17 protein-coding genes and 1 tRNA gene are annotated in these 15464 nt (G+C 35.8%); 12 read left to right on the forward strand and 6 right to left on the reverse strand.

Going from position 1 to position 15464, the window contains the following annotated elements:
* Nucleotides 1-19 precede the first annotated feature (19 nt).
* Complete coding sequence (locus M4I44_RS00675; protein WP_017498102.1) at nucleotides 20-742, reverse strand: DUF4290 domain-containing protein; 723 nt, start codon at nucleotides 740-742, stop codon at nucleotides 20-22.
* Nucleotides 743-745: 3 nt separating this feature from the next.
* Nucleotides 746-1042 carry a DUF493 family protein gene (locus tag M4I44_RS00680; RefSeq protein WP_017498101.1) on the reverse strand — a complete coding sequence of 99 codons (297 nt, stop codon included), beginning with the start codon at nucleotides 1040-1042 and terminating at the stop codon, nucleotides 746-748.
* A gap of 289 nt (nucleotides 1043-1331) precedes the next feature.
* On the opposite strand from M4I44_RS00680, the gene M4I44_RS00685 reads away from it, so the two are divergent.
* The 6 genes from M4I44_RS00685 to M4I44_RS00710 all read left to right on the forward strand — a co-directional run bounded on the left by M4I44_RS00685 (nucleotide 1332) and on the right by M4I44_RS00710 (nucleotide 7158).
* Nucleotides 1332-2243, forward strand: coding sequence for a carboxylesterase family protein (locus M4I44_RS00685; protein WP_249966242.1), 912 nt, complete (start codon nucleotides 1332-1334; stop codon nucleotides 2241-2243).
* A gap of 333 nt (nucleotides 2244-2576) precedes the next feature.
* Nucleotides 2577-3110, forward strand: a complete 534-nt coding sequence (locus M4I44_RS00690; protein WP_017498099.1) for an AAA family ATPase — start codon at nucleotides 2577-2579, stop codon at nucleotides 3108-3110.
* A gap of 65 nt (nucleotides 3111-3175) precedes the next feature.
* The gene (locus M4I44_RS00695; protein ID WP_249966243.1) at nucleotides 3176-5071 is read left to right on the forward strand and encodes an ATP-dependent DNA helicase RecQ; all 1896 of its coding nucleotides are present in this window, start codon (nucleotides 3176-3178) and stop codon (nucleotides 5069-5071) included.
* Nucleotides 5071-6018, forward strand: a complete 948-nt coding sequence (gene fmt / locus M4I44_RS00700) for a methionyl-tRNA formyltransferase (RefSeq protein ID WP_249966244.1) — start codon at nucleotides 5071-5073, stop codon at nucleotides 6016-6018. The genes M4I44_RS00695 and fmt overlap by 1 nt, the downstream gene beginning before the upstream one ends.
* A 178-nt stretch (nucleotides 6019-6196) precedes the next feature.
* A complete protein-coding gene (locus M4I44_RS00705; RefSeq protein ID WP_017498096.1) occupies nucleotides 6197-6469 on the forward strand; it encodes an HU family DNA-binding protein in 273 nt (90 codons plus the stop codon).
* A gap of 128 nt (nucleotides 6470-6597) precedes the next feature.
* The gene (locus M4I44_RS00710; RefSeq protein ID WP_026110149.1) at nucleotides 6598-7158 is read left to right on the forward strand and encodes a YqgE/AlgH family protein; all 561 of its coding nucleotides are present in this window, start codon (nucleotides 6598-6600) and stop codon (nucleotides 7156-7158) included.
* Here the strand turns inward: M4I44_RS00710 and M4I44_RS00715 are convergent.
* Together M4I44_RS00715 and M4I44_RS00720 are read right to left on the reverse strand one after the other, a co-directional pair.
* Nucleotides 7155-7994 carry an aminotransferase class IV gene (locus M4I44_RS00715; RefSeq protein ID WP_249966245.1) on the reverse strand — a complete coding sequence of 280 codons (840 nt, stop codon included), beginning with the start codon at nucleotides 7992-7994 and terminating at the stop codon, nucleotides 7155-7157. The genes M4I44_RS00710 and M4I44_RS00715 overlap by 4 nt on opposite strands.
* A 54-nt stretch (nucleotides 7995-8048) precedes the next feature.
* Complete coding sequence (locus M4I44_RS00720) at nucleotides 8049-8441, reverse strand: START-like domain-containing protein (RefSeq protein ID WP_017498093.1); 393 nt, start codon at nucleotides 8439-8441, stop codon at nucleotides 8049-8051.
* Between the two features lie 155 nt (nucleotides 8442-8596).
* Here M4I44_RS00720 and M4I44_RS00725 point away from each other — a divergent pair.
* The 6 genes from M4I44_RS00725 (at nucleotide 8597) to M4I44_RS00750 (ending at nucleotide 11942) form a co-directional block, all read left to right on the forward strand.
* A tRNA-Met gene (locus M4I44_RS00725) sits at nucleotides 8597-8670 on the forward strand.
* Between the two features lie 225 nt (nucleotides 8671-8895).
* The gene (locus M4I44_RS00730) at nucleotides 8896-9153 is read left to right on the forward strand and encodes a hypothetical protein (RefSeq protein WP_017498092.1); all 258 of its coding nucleotides are present in this window, start codon (nucleotides 8896-8898) and stop codon (nucleotides 9151-9153) included.
* A 454-nt stretch (nucleotides 9154-9607) separates the two neighbouring features.
* The gene (locus tag M4I44_RS00735; protein WP_198288060.1) at nucleotides 9608-10006 is read left to right on the forward strand and encodes a hypothetical protein; all 399 of its coding nucleotides are present in this window, start codon (nucleotides 9608-9610) and stop codon (nucleotides 10004-10006) included.
* A gap of 177 nt (nucleotides 10007-10183) precedes the next feature.
* A complete protein-coding gene (locus M4I44_RS00740) occupies nucleotides 10184-10747 on the forward strand; it encodes a DUF6642 family protein (RefSeq protein ID WP_249967399.1) in 564 nt (187 codons plus the stop codon).
* Between the two features lie 3 nt (nucleotides 10748-10750).
* The gene (locus tag M4I44_RS00745) at nucleotides 10751-11671 is read left to right on the forward strand and encodes an AraC family transcriptional regulator (RefSeq protein ID WP_017498087.1); all 921 of its coding nucleotides are present in this window, start codon (nucleotides 10751-10753) and stop codon (nucleotides 11669-11671) included.
* A 70-nt stretch (nucleotides 11672-11741) separates the two neighbouring features.
* Nucleotides 11742-11942: a hypothetical protein gene (locus M4I44_RS00750; protein ID WP_249966246.1), complete on the forward strand. Its 201-nt coding sequence runs from the start codon at nucleotides 11742-11744 to the stop codon at nucleotides 11940-11942.
* A gap of 148 nt (nucleotides 11943-12090) precedes the next feature.
* On the opposite strand, the gene M4I44_RS00755 is transcribed toward M4I44_RS00750, so the two are convergent.
* Nucleotides 12091-13644 carry a DUF4957 domain-containing protein gene (locus tag M4I44_RS00755; RefSeq protein ID WP_249966247.1) on the reverse strand — a complete coding sequence of 518 codons (1554 nt, stop codon included), beginning with the start codon at nucleotides 13642-13644 and terminating at the stop codon, nucleotides 12091-12093.
* A gap of 22 nt (nucleotides 13645-13666) precedes the next feature.
* A complete protein-coding gene (locus M4I44_RS00760; protein WP_249966248.1) occupies nucleotides 13667-15463 on the reverse strand; it encodes a RagB/SusD family nutrient uptake outer membrane protein in 1797 nt (598 codons plus the stop codon).
* Nucleotide 15464: the final 1 nt, after the last annotated feature.

The following is a 15464-nucleotide window of genomic DNA, read 5'->3' on the forward strand; positions in this document are numbered from 1 at the left end:
TAGCATCTTAGTCTCTTTTTTACTTCTGATTATTATTTTTCTGAAAAGGTTTCGGTTTTCCCGAGCCTTTATTGTTTTTATTGTTTTGGATTTTTGGCTGTCCTGCCGGTGTAATCTTATTTGACATACGCTTATTGGTACGCAATAAATCAGTTGTATTTAAAAGCTCTTCAGAACTTTGAAGCAAATTGATTTTACCTCCCGACAACTCATACAGATGCTCAAAAATCACATCGTCTTTAACGGTATCCTTGTTCCAGCTTAAATACGACTTTTTCATGTGATTGGCAATCACCATTACCAAAGCATTTTTCATCTCGCCATCCTCCCATTTATTGGCAACATCGATCATATACTTGATATTGTTTCCGTAAAATCTGTATTTTGGAAAATTCTGCGGATACTGTAAAGCATCTGGTTTTAATTGCAAAACATCGCGAGACGGAATTGGGTATGGTGAATCAACATTCAATTTGAAATCAGACATAATAAAAAGCTGATCCCATAATTTATGCTGAAAATCCGGCACATCACGCAAATGCGGATTCAGACTTCCCATTACCTGAATAATGTATTTAGCAGCCTTGTTGCGTGTTTCGGCATCTTCAATTGCAGTAGCCTGATCAATCAGTTTTTGCAAATGACGACCATATTCCGGAATGATTAATCGTTGTCTTTCAGAATTGTATTCTAAATTAAAAACAACATCATTCGCACTTTCTTTTTTATATTTTTCGTTCATAAGTTATAATGAAACTATACCTTCTATGGTAGAAACTTCTTTGTATTTGCTAATCACCTGGTCAGCACTATGCATGGTAACATCAACCGAAACACTGGTAAATTTACCGGTTTTAGATTTTGTGGTTTTGATAACCGCTCCCATACTGTCAAAAGCTTTTTCAACTCGCTCAACATTATCGTCTACTGAAGGTACTATGAATTTATACAAGTATTCTGCTGGCCAGGTATTTGAATTGTCTAACTCAACTTTTAATCTTTCGTAAAATTCAGCGGTGTTTTTTTCTTTATCGTTCTCCATTCGTAATTAAAAATAAACGCAAATATACGGTTTTGATTTCAGACTTTCGATTTTAGATTTTAGATTTTTCAGAAGGAAATAATGATTGTTTTTTTACCACAAATTCCACTAATTATTAGTAAATAAAATATACTGATAAAAACTTTAGTTTTTTCACCATTTTAAAACAAGTTAATACCTAAAAAAATTAGTGAAAATTAGTGGAATTCGTGGCAAACTTTTATATTTGAAAAACTTCACGCCTTTGCTCCCGATAGCTATCAGGATTACGGGATTGAACCACACTACAATGAAAAAAATTATCCTCTTACTTTTTACTACTCTCACTTTTCACAACATTCACGCACAGGAAATTAAAACCTTAACCTATTTCCAAAACGACACACTCAAACTGGATTTAGATTTATACCTGCCCAAGAAAAAAGCCAATGAAAAAACGCCTTTAATCTTATTTGCATTTGGAGGAGGGTTTTCGGGTGGAGAACGAACCAGTGAAAAAGATTTTGGGCTTTTTATGGCGAAAAATGGCTACGCGGTTGCCAGCATCTCCTACAGCCTATACATGAAAGGAAAAGATTTTGGATGCAAAGGTGCTTTAACCGAAAAGATAAAAGCAATTCAAATTGGCGTTAGTGATATGTGGCAAGCCACTTCATTTCTAGTTAAAAATGCAGCCCAATACAATCTCGACACTTCAAAATTCTTTATTTCAGGAATCAGTGCAGGTGCCGAAATTGGCTTTCACGCTTCGTTCTGGGATTACAAACTGATGAATTTATACCCAAACAATTTATCTCCTGATTTCAAATATGCCGGTTTCATTGGAGGCTCGGGCGCTATTATGAACATTAATCTAATTACCAAAGGAAAAGCCATCCCAATGCTGTTAGCACACGGAAACAACGACGAAACGGTTCCTTACAATGCAGGCTCGCATCGCTCCTGCTTAACAAATGCTTCCGGTTGGCTGATTTTATTTGGATCTTATGCCGTGTACAATCACATGAAAGACTTACATAAAAATATAGAATTGATTACTTTTTGCGGAGGCGGGCACGAATTTTCGGGATATTTATTTCATGAAGGACAGCAATATGTTCTGGATTTTGTAAATAACGTTTTGAAAGGCAAAAAAATCGAATCGCATTTGATTATTCCTTCCCAAAAGAAAAACTCCGGCAATTATTTATTTTGTGAATAATTATTTCACCCCGACGGGGTTTCTATAAATATTTCGTCCCGATGGGACTTATCAATATTTCTAAAACACATTCGATTTTCAAAAAATCCTGAAATTTAAATATAATATCTCAGCCAAAAATTATTTCACCCCGATGGGGTCCTCCTTCTACAACCTCTTATTTTCTATAAATATATCGCTCCTTCGGAGCTTCTTGAAATTCAAAAAACAAAAGATTTTTAATAAACAGCTGAACCTTATATTTATTTTAAATTGCGAAATCATCTGGTTAAGGCAAAATAATCTTTTTAAATACCAATAAGTTTAGGTAAATTTGCGCTTTATTTTTAGAAAGTGCAAAAACAAATTATAGTTCTCATTGGTGGCCCGGGAACGGGAAAATCTACTCTAATCAACGAATTGGTAGCTCGTGGCTACTGTTGTTACCCAGAAATTTCAAGACAAGTTACACTCGAAGCACAGCAAAGAGGCATCGAACAATTATTCCTTGAACAACCTTTATTATTTAGTGAAATGTTGTTGAATGGTCGAATTAAACAATTCAAAGACGCAGTTGAAGAACCGCATGAAGTAGTCTTTATAGATCGTGGAATTCCTGATGTAACAGCTTACATGGATTACATTAATGATGATTATCCTGAGAGTTTTGTACAAGCCTGTGAGGATTATAAATATTCAAAAACTTTCATTTTACCGCCATGGGAAGAAATTTACGAAAGCGACACCGAGCGCTACGAAAATTTCGAGCAGGCCGAAAAAATCCAAAAACATCTTGTTGATACCTATAAAAAATATGGATACGACTTAATTGAAGTACCTAAAGATACGGTTGAAAACAGAATTCTTTATATCTTAGATAAAATTTAGGCAGGCGTTTAAAGTTGCAAAACTAGAAACTGATTTCTAAATTTTTTAACTTTAAAACACGACCAATGCCACAAGCGCAGGAAATTCTTTCAAAATACTGGAAACACGACAGTTTCAGACCGTTGCAAAAGGAGATTATTGACTCTGTTTTGGACGGTCAGGATACCTTTGCCCTGCTGCCAACAGGTGGAGGAAAATCGATTTGTTTCCAAGTTCCAAGTATGATGCTGGAAGGCATTTGCTTAGTCATTTCACCTTTGGTTGCTCTTATGAAAGACCAGGTTGCCAACCTGCAGAAACGCAACATAAAAGCTATTGCACTAACCGGAGGTATTCATACCGAAGAAATCATAGATCTTCTTGACAATTGCCAATACGGAAACTACAAGTTTTTATACCTTTCTCCCGAAAGACTGCAATCAGACTGGATACTAGAACGCATTAAAAACCTTCCGATTAATTTAATTGCAATCGACGAAGCGCATTGTATTTCGCAATGGGGACACGATTTTCGCCCTGCCTATCTGAAAATTTCAGAACTTAAAAAATATTTTCCAAAGATTCCGTTTTTAGCCTTAACTGCAACAGCAACACCCAGAGTCATCGAAGACATTAAATCAGAACTGGGATTAAAAGACCCCGTACTTTTTCAGCAATCTTTTGAAAGAAAAAATATTGCCTACATGGTTTTTGAAGTCGAAGACAAGTTGTATCGCACCGAACAAATCTTAAAGAAAAACCCGCAGCCTTCTATTATATATGTACGAAACCGAAAATCGTGCATTAACCTTTCCACTCAATTACAATCATTAGGTTTTACTGCAACCTATTACCATGGTGGCCTTTCGGCTAAGGAAAAAGACAAAAACATGCAGCTTTGGATGTCGGAACAAGCACAGGTTATTGTAGCAACTAATGCGTTTGGAATGGGAATCGACAAAGACAACGTAAAAACAGTCATTCATACACAACTACCGGAAAACTTAGAAAACTATTATCAGGAATCCGGAAGAGCCGGACGAAACGGAGAAAAAGCTTTCTCAGTATTGCTTTTTAACAATTCAGATGCCACTCAGACTGAACAGCAGTTTTTAAGCATTCTGCCCGATAAAAAATTTCTAAAAACGATGTATATAAAACTCTGTAACTATTTTCAGATAGCGTACGGAGAAGGTTTAGACGAGTCCTTTTCTTTTAAACTAAATAACTTTTGTAACAAATACGATTTCCCCACTTTAAAAACATACAATGCATTACAGTTTTTAAACCAGCAGGGAATCATTACTTTGTCGCAGGAATTCTCAGAAAAAATTACTTTACAATTTATAATCGAATCCAAAGAGGTAATTCGATACATGAATCTCAATTCAAACGACGAGGAAATTATATTAGCAATTCTAAGAACTTACCCCGGAGTTTATGATATTAAAACTCCTTTTAATCTTTCGCTGATTGCAAAAAAATCACACCATACAGAAGAACAGGTTTTAGCTCTATTAGAAAAATTAAAAGAGAAAGAAATTATCGAATACAAAGCCAAAAACAACGATTCAACTGTATTATTCAATGAAGTGCGTGAAGACGAATTAACTATAAATCGCGTTTCTAAATATCTGGAAAAACAGAATGAACTCAAAAAAGAGCAGCTTTCTTCCGTCCTCTATTATATAAAAGAAAACAAAACCTGTAAAAACAGATTGATTCTGGATTATTTTGGAGAAGAAACCAACGAAAACTGTGGCGTTTGTTCCTATTGTATTACGTTGAAGGGAAAAATAACTGAAGCCGATTCGATTGCTGATAAAATTCTGTATTTGTTAAAATCAACCGCTTTGACTTCTAGAGAAATTCAGTCTCAAATCAAACTGGATGCCAATGATATTATTTTGGTACTTCAGCAATTATTAGAAAACAATCATATCACCATACTGGCGAACAATAAATACACTTTAAAATCATAATGGAAAAATTGAGAATTATTTTCATGGGGACTCCCGAATTTGCTGTCGGCATTTTGGACACCATTCTTAAAAACAACTACGATGTCGTGGGCGTAATTACTGCAGCAGACAAACCTGCAGGACGCGGACAAAAAATAAAATACTCTGCAGTAAAAGAGTATGCACTGGCAAACAACCTTACGTTACTTCAGCCAACAAACTTAAAAGACGAGAGTTTTTTAGCGGAGTTAAAAGCTTTGAATGCGAATTTACAAATTGTTGTTGCCTTCAGAATGCTTCCAAAAGTAGTCTGGGAAATGCCGGAATTTGGAACATTTAACCTTCACGCTTCCTTATTACCCAATTACCGTGGTGCTGCACCAATTAACTGGGCCATTATTAACGGAGAAACCAAAACTGGAGTCACCACCTTCTTTATCGATGACAAAATAGATACCGGAGCAATGATCCTGAATTCGGAAATTGCAATTGAGCCGGAAGAAAATGCCGGACAATTACACGACCGACTTATGCTATTAGGAAGTGAAACTGTTATTGATACTTTAAAAGTTATTGAAAGCGGAAATGTAAAAACTACCATTCAGGAAGACACTGCCGAAATAAAAACTGCTTACAAATTAAACAAAGAAAACTGCAAAATTGACTGGACCAAATCCGGTGCAGAAATCAACAATCTCATTCGCGGTTTAAGTCCGTATCCTGCATCCTGGTGCTTCTTAAAAGATAAAGAAGAAGAACAAACCATCAAAATATATGAGGCAAAACTACTTCCTGAGACACATTCTCACGAAGCCGGAAGTCTGATTTGCAGTAAAAAAGAAATCAAAGTAGCAGTTGAAGACGGTTACATTCAAATTTTGAGTTTACAGTTACCCGGGAAAAAAAGAATGCAGGTGGCAGAATTACTAAACGGAATAACTTTTTCTGAAAGCGCCAAAGTCTATTAAGGTCAATAAAACAGGGGTTTCTACCTGATTTTGACCAACTAACGCTCTGCTTTATGAACAAAAAAAGCAAGTTATTAACAATTTTTGCTAAAAATAAAGAAAACACTTGCAAGGAACGGATTTCCTACTAAATTTGTGTATTAACAATTTTTTTAACCAACAATTAATAACTAATATTATGAACAAATCAGAATTAATCGATGCTATCGCTGCTGATGCAGGAATCACAAAAGCTGCGGCAAAATTAGCTTTAGAGTCATTTTTAGGGAACGTAGGAGCTACTCTAAAGAAAGGTGGGAGAGTTTCATTAGTAGGTTTTGGATCATGGTCTGTATCTGCTAGAGCTGCAAGAGACGGTAGAAACCCGCAAACAGGAAAAACTATTCAAATCGCTGCGAAAAATGTTGTAAAATTCAAAGCTGGTGCTGAATTAGAAGGTGCGGTGAACTAAGTAAGAAAGTTCTCCAAACTAATAATATAATCAAAACCCTTCTTATGAAGGGTTTTTTTTTGCGCTTCAACGATTTTATTTGGGATTTTAGAAATTTTATGATTAAATTTAATAAAAATTGTAGCCGTATGATTTCAGAAAAATTAAAAAAAGGACACCTGCTTATTGCCGAGCCTTCTATAATTGGAGATTTATCATTTAATAGATCGGTAATTTTATTAGCAGACCATAACAAAGAAGGATCAATAGGATTTATCATTAATAAACCTTTAAAGTACACTATTAATGACCTGATTCCTGAGATTGAAGCCTCTTTCAAGATATATAACGGAGGTCCTGTTGAACAGGACAACCTTTATTTTATTCACAATATTCCAGAGTTAATCCCGAATAGTGTTGAGATTTCTAATGGAATTTATTGGGGAGGTGATTTTGAATCGACCAAAGACTTAATAAACAACGGATCTATCAGTAAAAATAACATTCGTTTTTTCTTAGGGTATACCGGTTGGGATGAAAATCAGCTTGAGAATGAAATGCAGGGAAACTCCTGGATCATTGCCGATAATAGTTATAAAAATAAAATTATCGGAAAATCAACCACCCATTTCTGGAAAGAGCAAATCATTGAACTTGGAGGCGACTATCTTATTTGGTCAAATGCACCTGAAAATCCATATCTGAATTAATTTTCAGAAATGGATTCGTTCAGCTTTTGTAATAACAGATGAGCCAAATTACTTGTAAAGTCCTTTTTTCGATATTTCGTGATCGGCTGAATTCCCATGATCACATTAGTCAGAAATAATTCATCTGCTTTTTGAAGATCAAATGGTGAAATTATTTCTTCTATTACTTCTATGCCCTCTACTTTTTTAGCCAAAGCTAAAATCTGCTTGCGCATCACACCATTAAGACAACCTTCAGAAATTGGCGGAGTTATAAGTTTTTTACCCATAACCATAAATAAATTCCCCTGTAATACCTCAACTACATTTTTAGTATCGTTAAGCAAAATGCAATTGGCCAAACCATTTTCATGAGCAAAAATACTTCCGGTAACGTTTATCATCTTATTAGTAGTTTTGATCGACGATAACAATTGCTTAGTCACATAAAAATCCTTATACAAATCTACTTCGTATTCAGCTGAATTTAAAGTATATAAAACATCTTCAAGTGTTGTTGCGTGAATTAAATACGAAACCTCATTTGTTTTAGGCAAATAAAGTCCGCCTTCTTTTCTAAAAACAGTAATTCTGGCTCTGGCAGATTTTGAAATTCCTTTTTGCTGAACAAGGTTTAAAATCTGCTCTTCAAAATATTCCATGGTAAAATTCATCGGAATTTCCATTCGAACCACACGCATAGAAGCCATTAATCTGAAATAATGATCTTCCAGGAACAAGATTTTATTATTGATAATTTTTACTGTTTCAAAAACACCATCTCCGTATAAAAATGCGCGGTTTTGAGTTAATATATTATCTTCTTCTGCTACTATATTTCCGTTAAAATTAATCATAAAAAAACCCTGAATTTTGTTCAGGGCAAATATAAGGTATAAAATAGAATTTTACTAAACAGATCCGATAAGATGTTTCAGATCTGAGATCTGATTCTCCCACAGTTGTTTAGCTTCTCCTACTTCTTCTTTATCAGCGAAATCTACTACCATTAACGATACGTCTTTGGTAAGTTCATCAACCAGAATGTGCAATTCAAAAAAATACTCGGTGTCTTTACTGCTTTCATCCACCCATTTGAATTTGACTTTTTCACCTGTTTTTTTGGAAGCCAAACGCGCTTTTTCCTGTGAGTCGTTCCAGATAAAAGTGAAAAATTCTCCTCTTGAATTTACATTATCAGCAAACCATTCTGATAATCCTGACGGAGTTGATATATATTGATACAATAGTTGCGGCGAAGAATTGATCGGAAACTCGATTTCGTAACGTATTTTTGGATCCATGTGCTACTTTTAATTTTTTTGGAAATATAAGAATATATGTCCAAAAACAACACATTTTTAAAAATATTTTTTTTTCTTCATTTTATGCTTGCAAGCTTTAATATTATTTCTATCTTTGCACCCGCAATGAGGAACACGGTTCTACTTGCAGTCTTGGCGAGGTAGCTCAGTTGGTTAGAGCGCAGGATTCATAACCCTGAGGTCACGGGTTCAACTCCCGTCCTCGCTACAAAAAACAAACCCCTAATCATCAATTGATTAGGGGTTTTTATTTAAATTTACACCCTCTCTAACCCGTTAATTAGAATGAGGAAATTAAAAAAAAGCAACTAAAATTCGAACAATGTAAACAATACGACAGCGGACTTCAGACTTTGTACTTCTTCTTTTTTTATAAGAAAAGTATGCGGACAGGTCAGAATAGTATTTTATAAGCTAAATCATTTATAAAAACATGGATATAGTTAAATTTAAAATCACGTCAAAAACGATAAAAGTAGAAGTACGCAATTCGAATAATTACGTTTTTAATTTCAACACGGCTTTAGAGATTGAAAAAGAAGACAGAGAGGTTTTATTAAGACTGTACAATGCGTTGGACCTTCTTTTTAAAAAAGAAACTCATCCTGAAATTAAAAACTATATTTCACCTAATCAAACTAACATTTTGGATCAGATTTCTGCTGCGGATAATCTGGAGCAGGAAAAATAAACCATCATTAGTTTATCATTGAAAATTTATTTTCTAAAAAAGAGAAAGTCTCCACACCATGAGATTTTCTCTTTTTTTTTGTTTTTTTGTTAGATTCAAAACAATTTCAGAACATCCAAATTATAATCTCCAGCTTTTGTTCTTCAAAAAACAACTTCTCTAAAACCTTAATCTGAGGCTTACACTGTCTTTTTACGAGACTAAAATCAAAAACTTACTTCAAAATCCAAACTAAAATCAGGTATTTCTACTTAGTGAATTAATCTATTAAAAAACGATTTTTGTTGCAAATTACGTGAAACCGTAAGTTATTCTCTAAAAACTGATATAACTTAGCGTATTAAAAAGAATAAAAATCACAAAAAGAAAACTATAATACTTAACCATAAAATAAAAACCAAAAAAACGAACCATGGAAAAACTTTGGTGTTGGCGTTGCAAAACAGAAGTTCCTATGTTACATACAGAAGAATATCAAATTGCAACTAAACTCTATCGTAATGGCTTTGAACATGGAAAATGTAATATGACCAGAACAGAGCGATTCAGTGAACTTCTAAATTACTATAAAGAACTAACCGGATTTAAAGAAACCAATCCCAATGCTATTATGCATCATCGAATTGATCTTTACGGTCCGCCTTGCGAATGTTGTTCTAAACCTTACCGAACTCCTCAGGCAAAATTTTGTGCAGCCTGCGGACACAAAAGAACAGCAGCGGTAACCAACAATACTCACACCTTTACCGAGGAGGAACAAAAATGGTGGCAAAAACTATTGGAATCAAACACCTTTAGTCAACCAGTGCTTGCGGTTAGTGCTTTAATTGCAAAACTGGATTTAAATTTATAAAAATCAAAAAAACGAAATCAATCCTGGAATCCATTTTTAGTTGTACTAAAAGTGGATTTTCTGCTTTCAGGAATATACCGCTGTTTTTTTAATGTAAAAAATGCGTTAAAATAGCTTTCGGACGACAATTCTTCGACAATTAAAAATACTTTTGTGAGAACGAAAACACACATTGGTATGGATTCCGAAAAATTCATCTTCTGCCTCGAAGGTGTTCCTGACATAGAAAACAACGCTGTTACCCAGGTAGTAAAAAACCTGGAAGAAATCGCTATTGATCAGGGTATCGCCAGTATTTACAAAACTTGCGATACCATTGAAGGCTTAGAAGAAAGTCTGAATGTTTTACTTTATGAAGATCACAATTTTAAAGATTACGAAATTATTTATTTGGTAATGCCAGGCGGCCCCAACAATATCTGCCTGCATGATTACTATTATAGTCTGGAAGAAATCGCAGAACTTTTTGAAGGAAAAATGAAAGGAAAAATTATTCATTTTGCCAATTTAAAAGTACTTGATTTAAACGAAGAAGAAGCGCAGTACTTTTTAGACATTACCGGTGCACGGGCGATTTCGGGTTACGGCTCTACTTATAATAAGATCGCGAGCTGTAGTACCATCGACAAAGCTTTTTTTAGCTTGTATCAGGAAAATGACGACATTACTGAAGTGGTGGAAGAACTTTATCAAAAACATTATGCTCTTTGCAAATTACTTGATTTTAGACTGTATTATTAAATTATGAAAAGTAATGCCAACGGAGAGATAAAAACCTATGGCGCGAAAGTGTTTCGTGAAAAATTTCTGGGACAGGAAAATCCAATGCATTTATTGTTTAAATCCAGCTCTGACCATTTTTTTTGTCTGGAAATGGAAGAAATGATGCAGCTTCGTTACGCCGTTCCTCCTTCAAAACACAGTTGTCATACTATACTTTTTGTGACTTCCGGAGTTCATGTTGCAAAGGTTGGTTTCGAAGAATACCAAACCAATCCAAATGAAATGCTTATTGTTCCGGCCGGGCAGATTTTCTCTATTGAGCATATTAACACGAAACATATTGGTTTTATTTGCCAGTTTCATCCGGATGTTTTGATCGGCAAATACGGCAACAGTGAAATGCTCAATGATTTCGACTTTCTTAAAATTGGAGGAAATCCAAAAATTATAATCTCTCCGGACAACTTCCATTTTATAGTGAATCTCTTTAAGCGTTTACAGGCCGCTTATCTTGAAACTGAAATCGATAATTCTGATATCGTTCAGTCTTATTTAATGGCTTTGTTCTTTGAGATGAATAAAAATGCTCCCAAAACATCTAAAAGCAATACAGCCGCAGCTGTTATTTTTGCTAAGTTCAAAAAACTCATTTACGCTAATATCAGGACGCATCATCAGGTAAATTATTACGCCTCTTTACTTAATGTTACCCCCAATCATTTAAATAAATCGGTCAAATCGGCAACCGGTAAGTCTGCGGTCAAATGGATTGATGAGACCATTTTAACAGAAGCAAAATACCTGCTGTACCAAACTACCTTTTCTGTAAGTGAAATCGCCATGCAGGTAGGACACGAGGATCATTCTTACTTTAGCCGTTTCTTTAAAAAACACGAAGGAATCACTCCTATTCAATATCGTAAATTGATTGATAAGTCCTAATTATTGCTTCCTGCATCCTATAAACTTGAAAAACGTTTATTGAAATTTGTTCCGTTAAAAAAAGCAAATTATGATTTACGTTTTCAAAACATCTGTTGACACACCATCAAAGCTGGAATTCGCAAGTGCATTACTTGATGAACGGATACCAAATGCCATATGGAATTTTGACCTTGAGGACTGCGATAATATTTTAAGGATTGACAGTGAGTCCGAAATAAATGAAAAGATTCTCAAGAATGCGATTTTCGATTGTGTCGAATTAGAATAAATTCAAAAAAAAGTATAGTACACAACACTTTTCTGTTTGTTAGAAAAGCTTGATTTAAATGGTCGGCAATTTTTTCCTCTATACCCAAAAAAACAGGGATGCAAAACCAATTGCATCCCTGTTCCTTTTTAAACAACTTATAAACTAATTACTGTCTCCATTGCGGATCTCCTACTTTTTTGTCAATTAACGTTTGATTTTTAAGAGTAAAATCTCCTGTTGCACTATTCGTAAACTGAGGATCCAACGTTCCGTAAGTTCCCGAAGCATCATATTTTACCGCAGCAACACCAGCTGTATGTAATGCAGCCGAATTAAAATAGTTATTATTCAAGAAAGTAGGTGGTGTCGTTGAGGTCTGATTGGTATACATCGCTAATGGTGTTTCAAAAAGCGTGTTGCGAATTGTTGAAGCATTACTGGCAAAACGCACATACAGAATTCTATTAGAAGCTGTCATCGCTTTATTTGAAATCGTACAGGCATCTACCAATACTGTAGTTGTTAAACCCGTCCCGGTAATGCCAGGCGCGTTATCGATACGGATAAAATCGCGGCCTGTAGCACAATTGTTAAAAGTACTGTTTTTAAGGGTTAACGATGCCAAATGCGAAGTTCTAAAATCGATACAATCACCTTGTACCGTTAATATGTTAGTAACGACACTATTTTCAACCGTTACCGAAACAATTTTAGTACTACCTGTTGCCGTTTGTGTTATAAACGATTTCACAAAATCATGAACATTACAACCACTAATTAAAAGTGCCCCATAAGCAGTACTTACTTCATTGTATTTTACAGCATCACTTTGAGTTTTATCTCCGTTAATATCTAAATCAATTAAACTAACGGATTTAGCTCCTGCGTTTAGTGTAAACTTATTATGAAGCAAAGGTTTATTATCGCTTCTTAGACCTCTAATCGTAATCGATTTATTCAAAATAATTTCACCAACAAAAACATTGTATTCTCCCGGCATCAATACCAATACTGCATCAGGATCTGCCGCTGCGATTTTTGCATTCAAATCATCCGTAGGTTTAACTAAAGTGGCTGTTCCAATGTCAATTCCTGTAGTAAAAGTAACCACTCCTCTCTTTTTGGTTCCGTTAAATAAAGTGGCAGTATAGGCCGTTTCTCCTGTAAATCCCGTAACTATCGCTGCTCCGGCCGTTTTTTCGGCTGCTGTAATCGTGTGCGTAATTCCGCCCGGACCCGCAGTAATTTGGGTAACAGAGCTGTTAGGCGTCCATCTTAACGTCACTTGTTTTGCTTCGATATCGGCAGGCTGCACAGGGAAGAAGATTTGCTCCGTTAATGTTGCTGCTGTTGTTACAGACCATTTCGAATCGGCAAGTCCTGAAGTACTGACTGCTTTTACTCTTATCGAATAAACTGTTTCTCCTTCTAATGCAACTTTTACCGGAAGTTCTTTTGCGGTAACATTAACTGTTTTGTAAATTGTTTTGAAATCCGGATCATCAGCACTGAATTCTACCGTATAATGATCAACATCCTCTTTGGCAGTCCAGTTTAGTTCGACCGTGGTTTGATTTTTCACTACCGCTTTTAGTTCGATTGGAGAAAATACTCTATTGGCTCCTATATCCTCCAACACTGCTTCATTGTAACTTTCGCAACCGGCAATTACCAATAAAAACATAGCCAGCAGTCCTTTAAATATATATTTTGCGTTCATAATTATTATTTGTTAATTGTTTTTAGTTTCCAAAAACCCAGTCATTTGCTAACTGTCCATTACTTCCGTCAATAAACGTTTGCCAGATTGGCCAAAATTGTCTTTTATCAGGATTAACTCCGGCTTTGTACAGTGTGGTTATTTTGTTGTCATCCAGTTTATCCCAGCTTTTTGACGTATAATCAGTACCCTGCGCCTGAGTTTCTCCACGGTTTAAACCATAAATCTCAAGTGTAGTATTATCTGCTTTGTATTTATAATAAAGTGTTGAAGGCACATTGGCATATTCATCACTGCGTGCTTTTAAACGAGTCATTTTAACTTTAGCTTCGTCTAATTTTATTTTCAATAAATTCCAGCGAATCAGGGCAAACTTACGTTCCATTTCTCCGGTAAACTCATATTTATTCTCCTCGATAATACCGTTCAGCATGGCTTGCTTACTTGTCAGACCATCTACATAAGCGTCTACTTTTACCGCCTGGTTTTGCGAAGCAAACGCTCTGCGGCGGATTTCTTTTAAGTAGACTGCGGCAGATCCCGGGCCTTCTAATTCATTTGCCGTTTCAGCAGCCATTAAAAGTACCTCGGCATAACGCATGTAAATTTTATTTACCCCATCGTCATTTGGTGCAGAAACGATACGATTCATCCATTCGAAACGATATTTACCAAAATACCAGGTTTGTAAATCTGTAAGTTCTTGTTTGGACTTGCCGTTTACCGCAGCTCCCCATTTGTAAGGCACACAAGTAACATCTCTGCGACTGTCGGCCTGATCGTAGTCATAAAAAACAAATGGCAACGGTCCGTTTACACCGCCTTTATTAGTTCCCATCTGTTGAAACTGATCTGAAGCATCATGACGCACTGCAAAAGTAAACAGGACTCTGCCTCGTGTGGCTGCAAATGGAATTTCCCAAAGCGATTCTCCTCCGGCTGTTGTACTTTCCTGATTGTATTTTCTCCATAAACCTTCAAAAGTAGGCTCTAAATGTGCAGAACCACTCGCAATTACAGAACGGCATTCGTCTAATGCCAGTTTGTACATCGTACCTACTGAAAGTGCAGGATCTGTACTTCTTCTCACTCCGTCCGGATATTGCTGAAAGCCACTGGACATCAAAGCCAAACGGGCTCTTAAACCTTTTACAAAAGCTTTGTTGATACGCTCTGTGCTTGTTGTCGCGGCAGTTTCATTAGGCCATGCTACTAAAGTTGAAGCTTCGCCTAAATCGGCAATTAACTGTTTGTAAATTTCGTCACGACTTGTTTTAGACACATAGATTGTCGACGTAGAAACTGGTTCAAAACGGGCTGGAACATCGCCCCAGTTTCTGATCAGATCGGCATAATAAATGGCTCGTAAAGTCAGTGCTTCTCCTAATAACTGCCCCATCTCTGAATTCGGTAATGGATTGCCGTACTTTCGCAGACCTCTGATACACAAATTAGCACGTTCAATTCCTTCATACATCATGGCCCAGGCATTTTTTGGCGAATTCATTTCTGTATTATCCGATTTTGCATCATAAACTACCAGATCCGATTTGACATTATCACTTGAAGAAGTCAAAAGCCATTCTGTATCTGTATTTAGTCCTTGATAAGCCAAAAGTCTTCCTCTGTAAGATTGCTCCTCTCCAAATGAGACTTTTATTCCATCGACAGCACCCTGAGCTAGTCCGGCAGTAGAAAAAATAAGCTGTTCGTCTAAGGTTGACTGTGCCGGTGTATCAAAATATTCCTCCCCGAAATCCTGACAAGAAGTCAACAAACCTGAGATTATCAATCCTGCTATTATTACTTTATATTTCATT

Origin of the sequence: Flavobacterium sp. B183, from assembly GCF_023539155.1 — a bacterium.
GTDB lineage: Bacteria > Bacteroidota > Bacteroidia > Flavobacteriales > Flavobacteriaceae > Flavobacterium > Flavobacterium tructae.

Excerpts from the sequence above, each read along its gene's own strand:
- M4I44_RS00760 (WP_249966248.1), bottom strand. The coding sequence starts at position 15,463 with ATGAAATATAAAGTAATAATAGCAGGATTGATAATCTCAGGTTTGTTG.
- M4I44_RS00740 (WP_249967399.1), top strand. The coding sequence starts at position 10,184 with ATGGATTCCGAAAAATTCATCTTCTGCCTCGAAGGTGTTCCTGACATA.
- M4I44_RS00675 (WP_017498102.1), bottom strand. The coding sequence starts at position 742 with ATGAACGAAAAATATAAAAAAGAAAGTGCGAATGATGTTGTTTTTAAT.
- M4I44_RS00735 (WP_198288060.1), top strand. The coding sequence starts at position 9,608 with ATGTTACATACAGAAGAATATCAAATTGCAACTAAACTCTATCGTAAT.
- M4I44_RS00705 (WP_017498096.1), top strand. The coding sequence starts at position 6,197 with ATGAACAAATCAGAATTAATCGATGCTATCGCTGCTGATGCAGGAATC.
- M4I44_RS00730 (WP_017498092.1), top strand. The coding sequence starts at position 8,896 with ATGGATATAGTTAAATTTAAAATCACGTCAAAAACGATAAAAGTAGAA.
- M4I44_RS00710 (WP_026110149.1), top strand. The coding sequence starts at position 6,598 with ATGATTTCAGAAAAATTAAAAAAAGGACACCTGCTTATTGCCGAGCCT.
- fmt (WP_249966244.1), top strand. The coding sequence starts at position 5,071 with ATGGAAAAATTGAGAATTATTTTCATGGGGACTCCCGAATTTGCTGTC.
- M4I44_RS00745 (WP_017498087.1), top strand. The coding sequence starts at position 10,751 with ATGAAAAGTAATGCCAACGGAGAGATAAAAACCTATGGCGCGAAAGTG.
- M4I44_RS00715 (WP_249966245.1), bottom strand. The coding sequence starts at position 7,994 with ATGATTAATTTTAACGGAAATATAGTAGCAGAAGAAGATAATATATTA.
- M4I44_RS00695 (WP_249966243.1), top strand. The coding sequence starts at position 3,176 with ATGCCACAAGCGCAGGAAATTCTTTCAAAATACTGGAAACACGACAGT.
- M4I44_RS00685 (WP_249966242.1), top strand. The coding sequence starts at position 1,332 with ATGAAAAAAATTATCCTCTTACTTTTTACTACTCTCACTTTTCACAAC.
- M4I44_RS00750 (WP_249966246.1), top strand. The coding sequence starts at position 11,742 with ATGATTTACGTTTTCAAAACATCTGTTGACACACCATCAAAGCTGGAA.
- M4I44_RS00720 (WP_017498093.1), bottom strand. The coding sequence starts at position 8,441 with ATGGATCCAAAAATACGTTACGAAATCGAGTTTCCGATCAATTCTTCG.
- M4I44_RS00680 (WP_017498101.1), bottom strand. The coding sequence starts at position 1,042 with ATGGAGAACGATAAAGAAAAAAACACCGCTGAATTTTACGAAAGATTA.
- M4I44_RS00755 (WP_249966247.1), bottom strand. The coding sequence starts at position 13,644 with ATGAACGCAAAATATATATTTAAAGGACTGCTGGCTATGTTTTTATTG.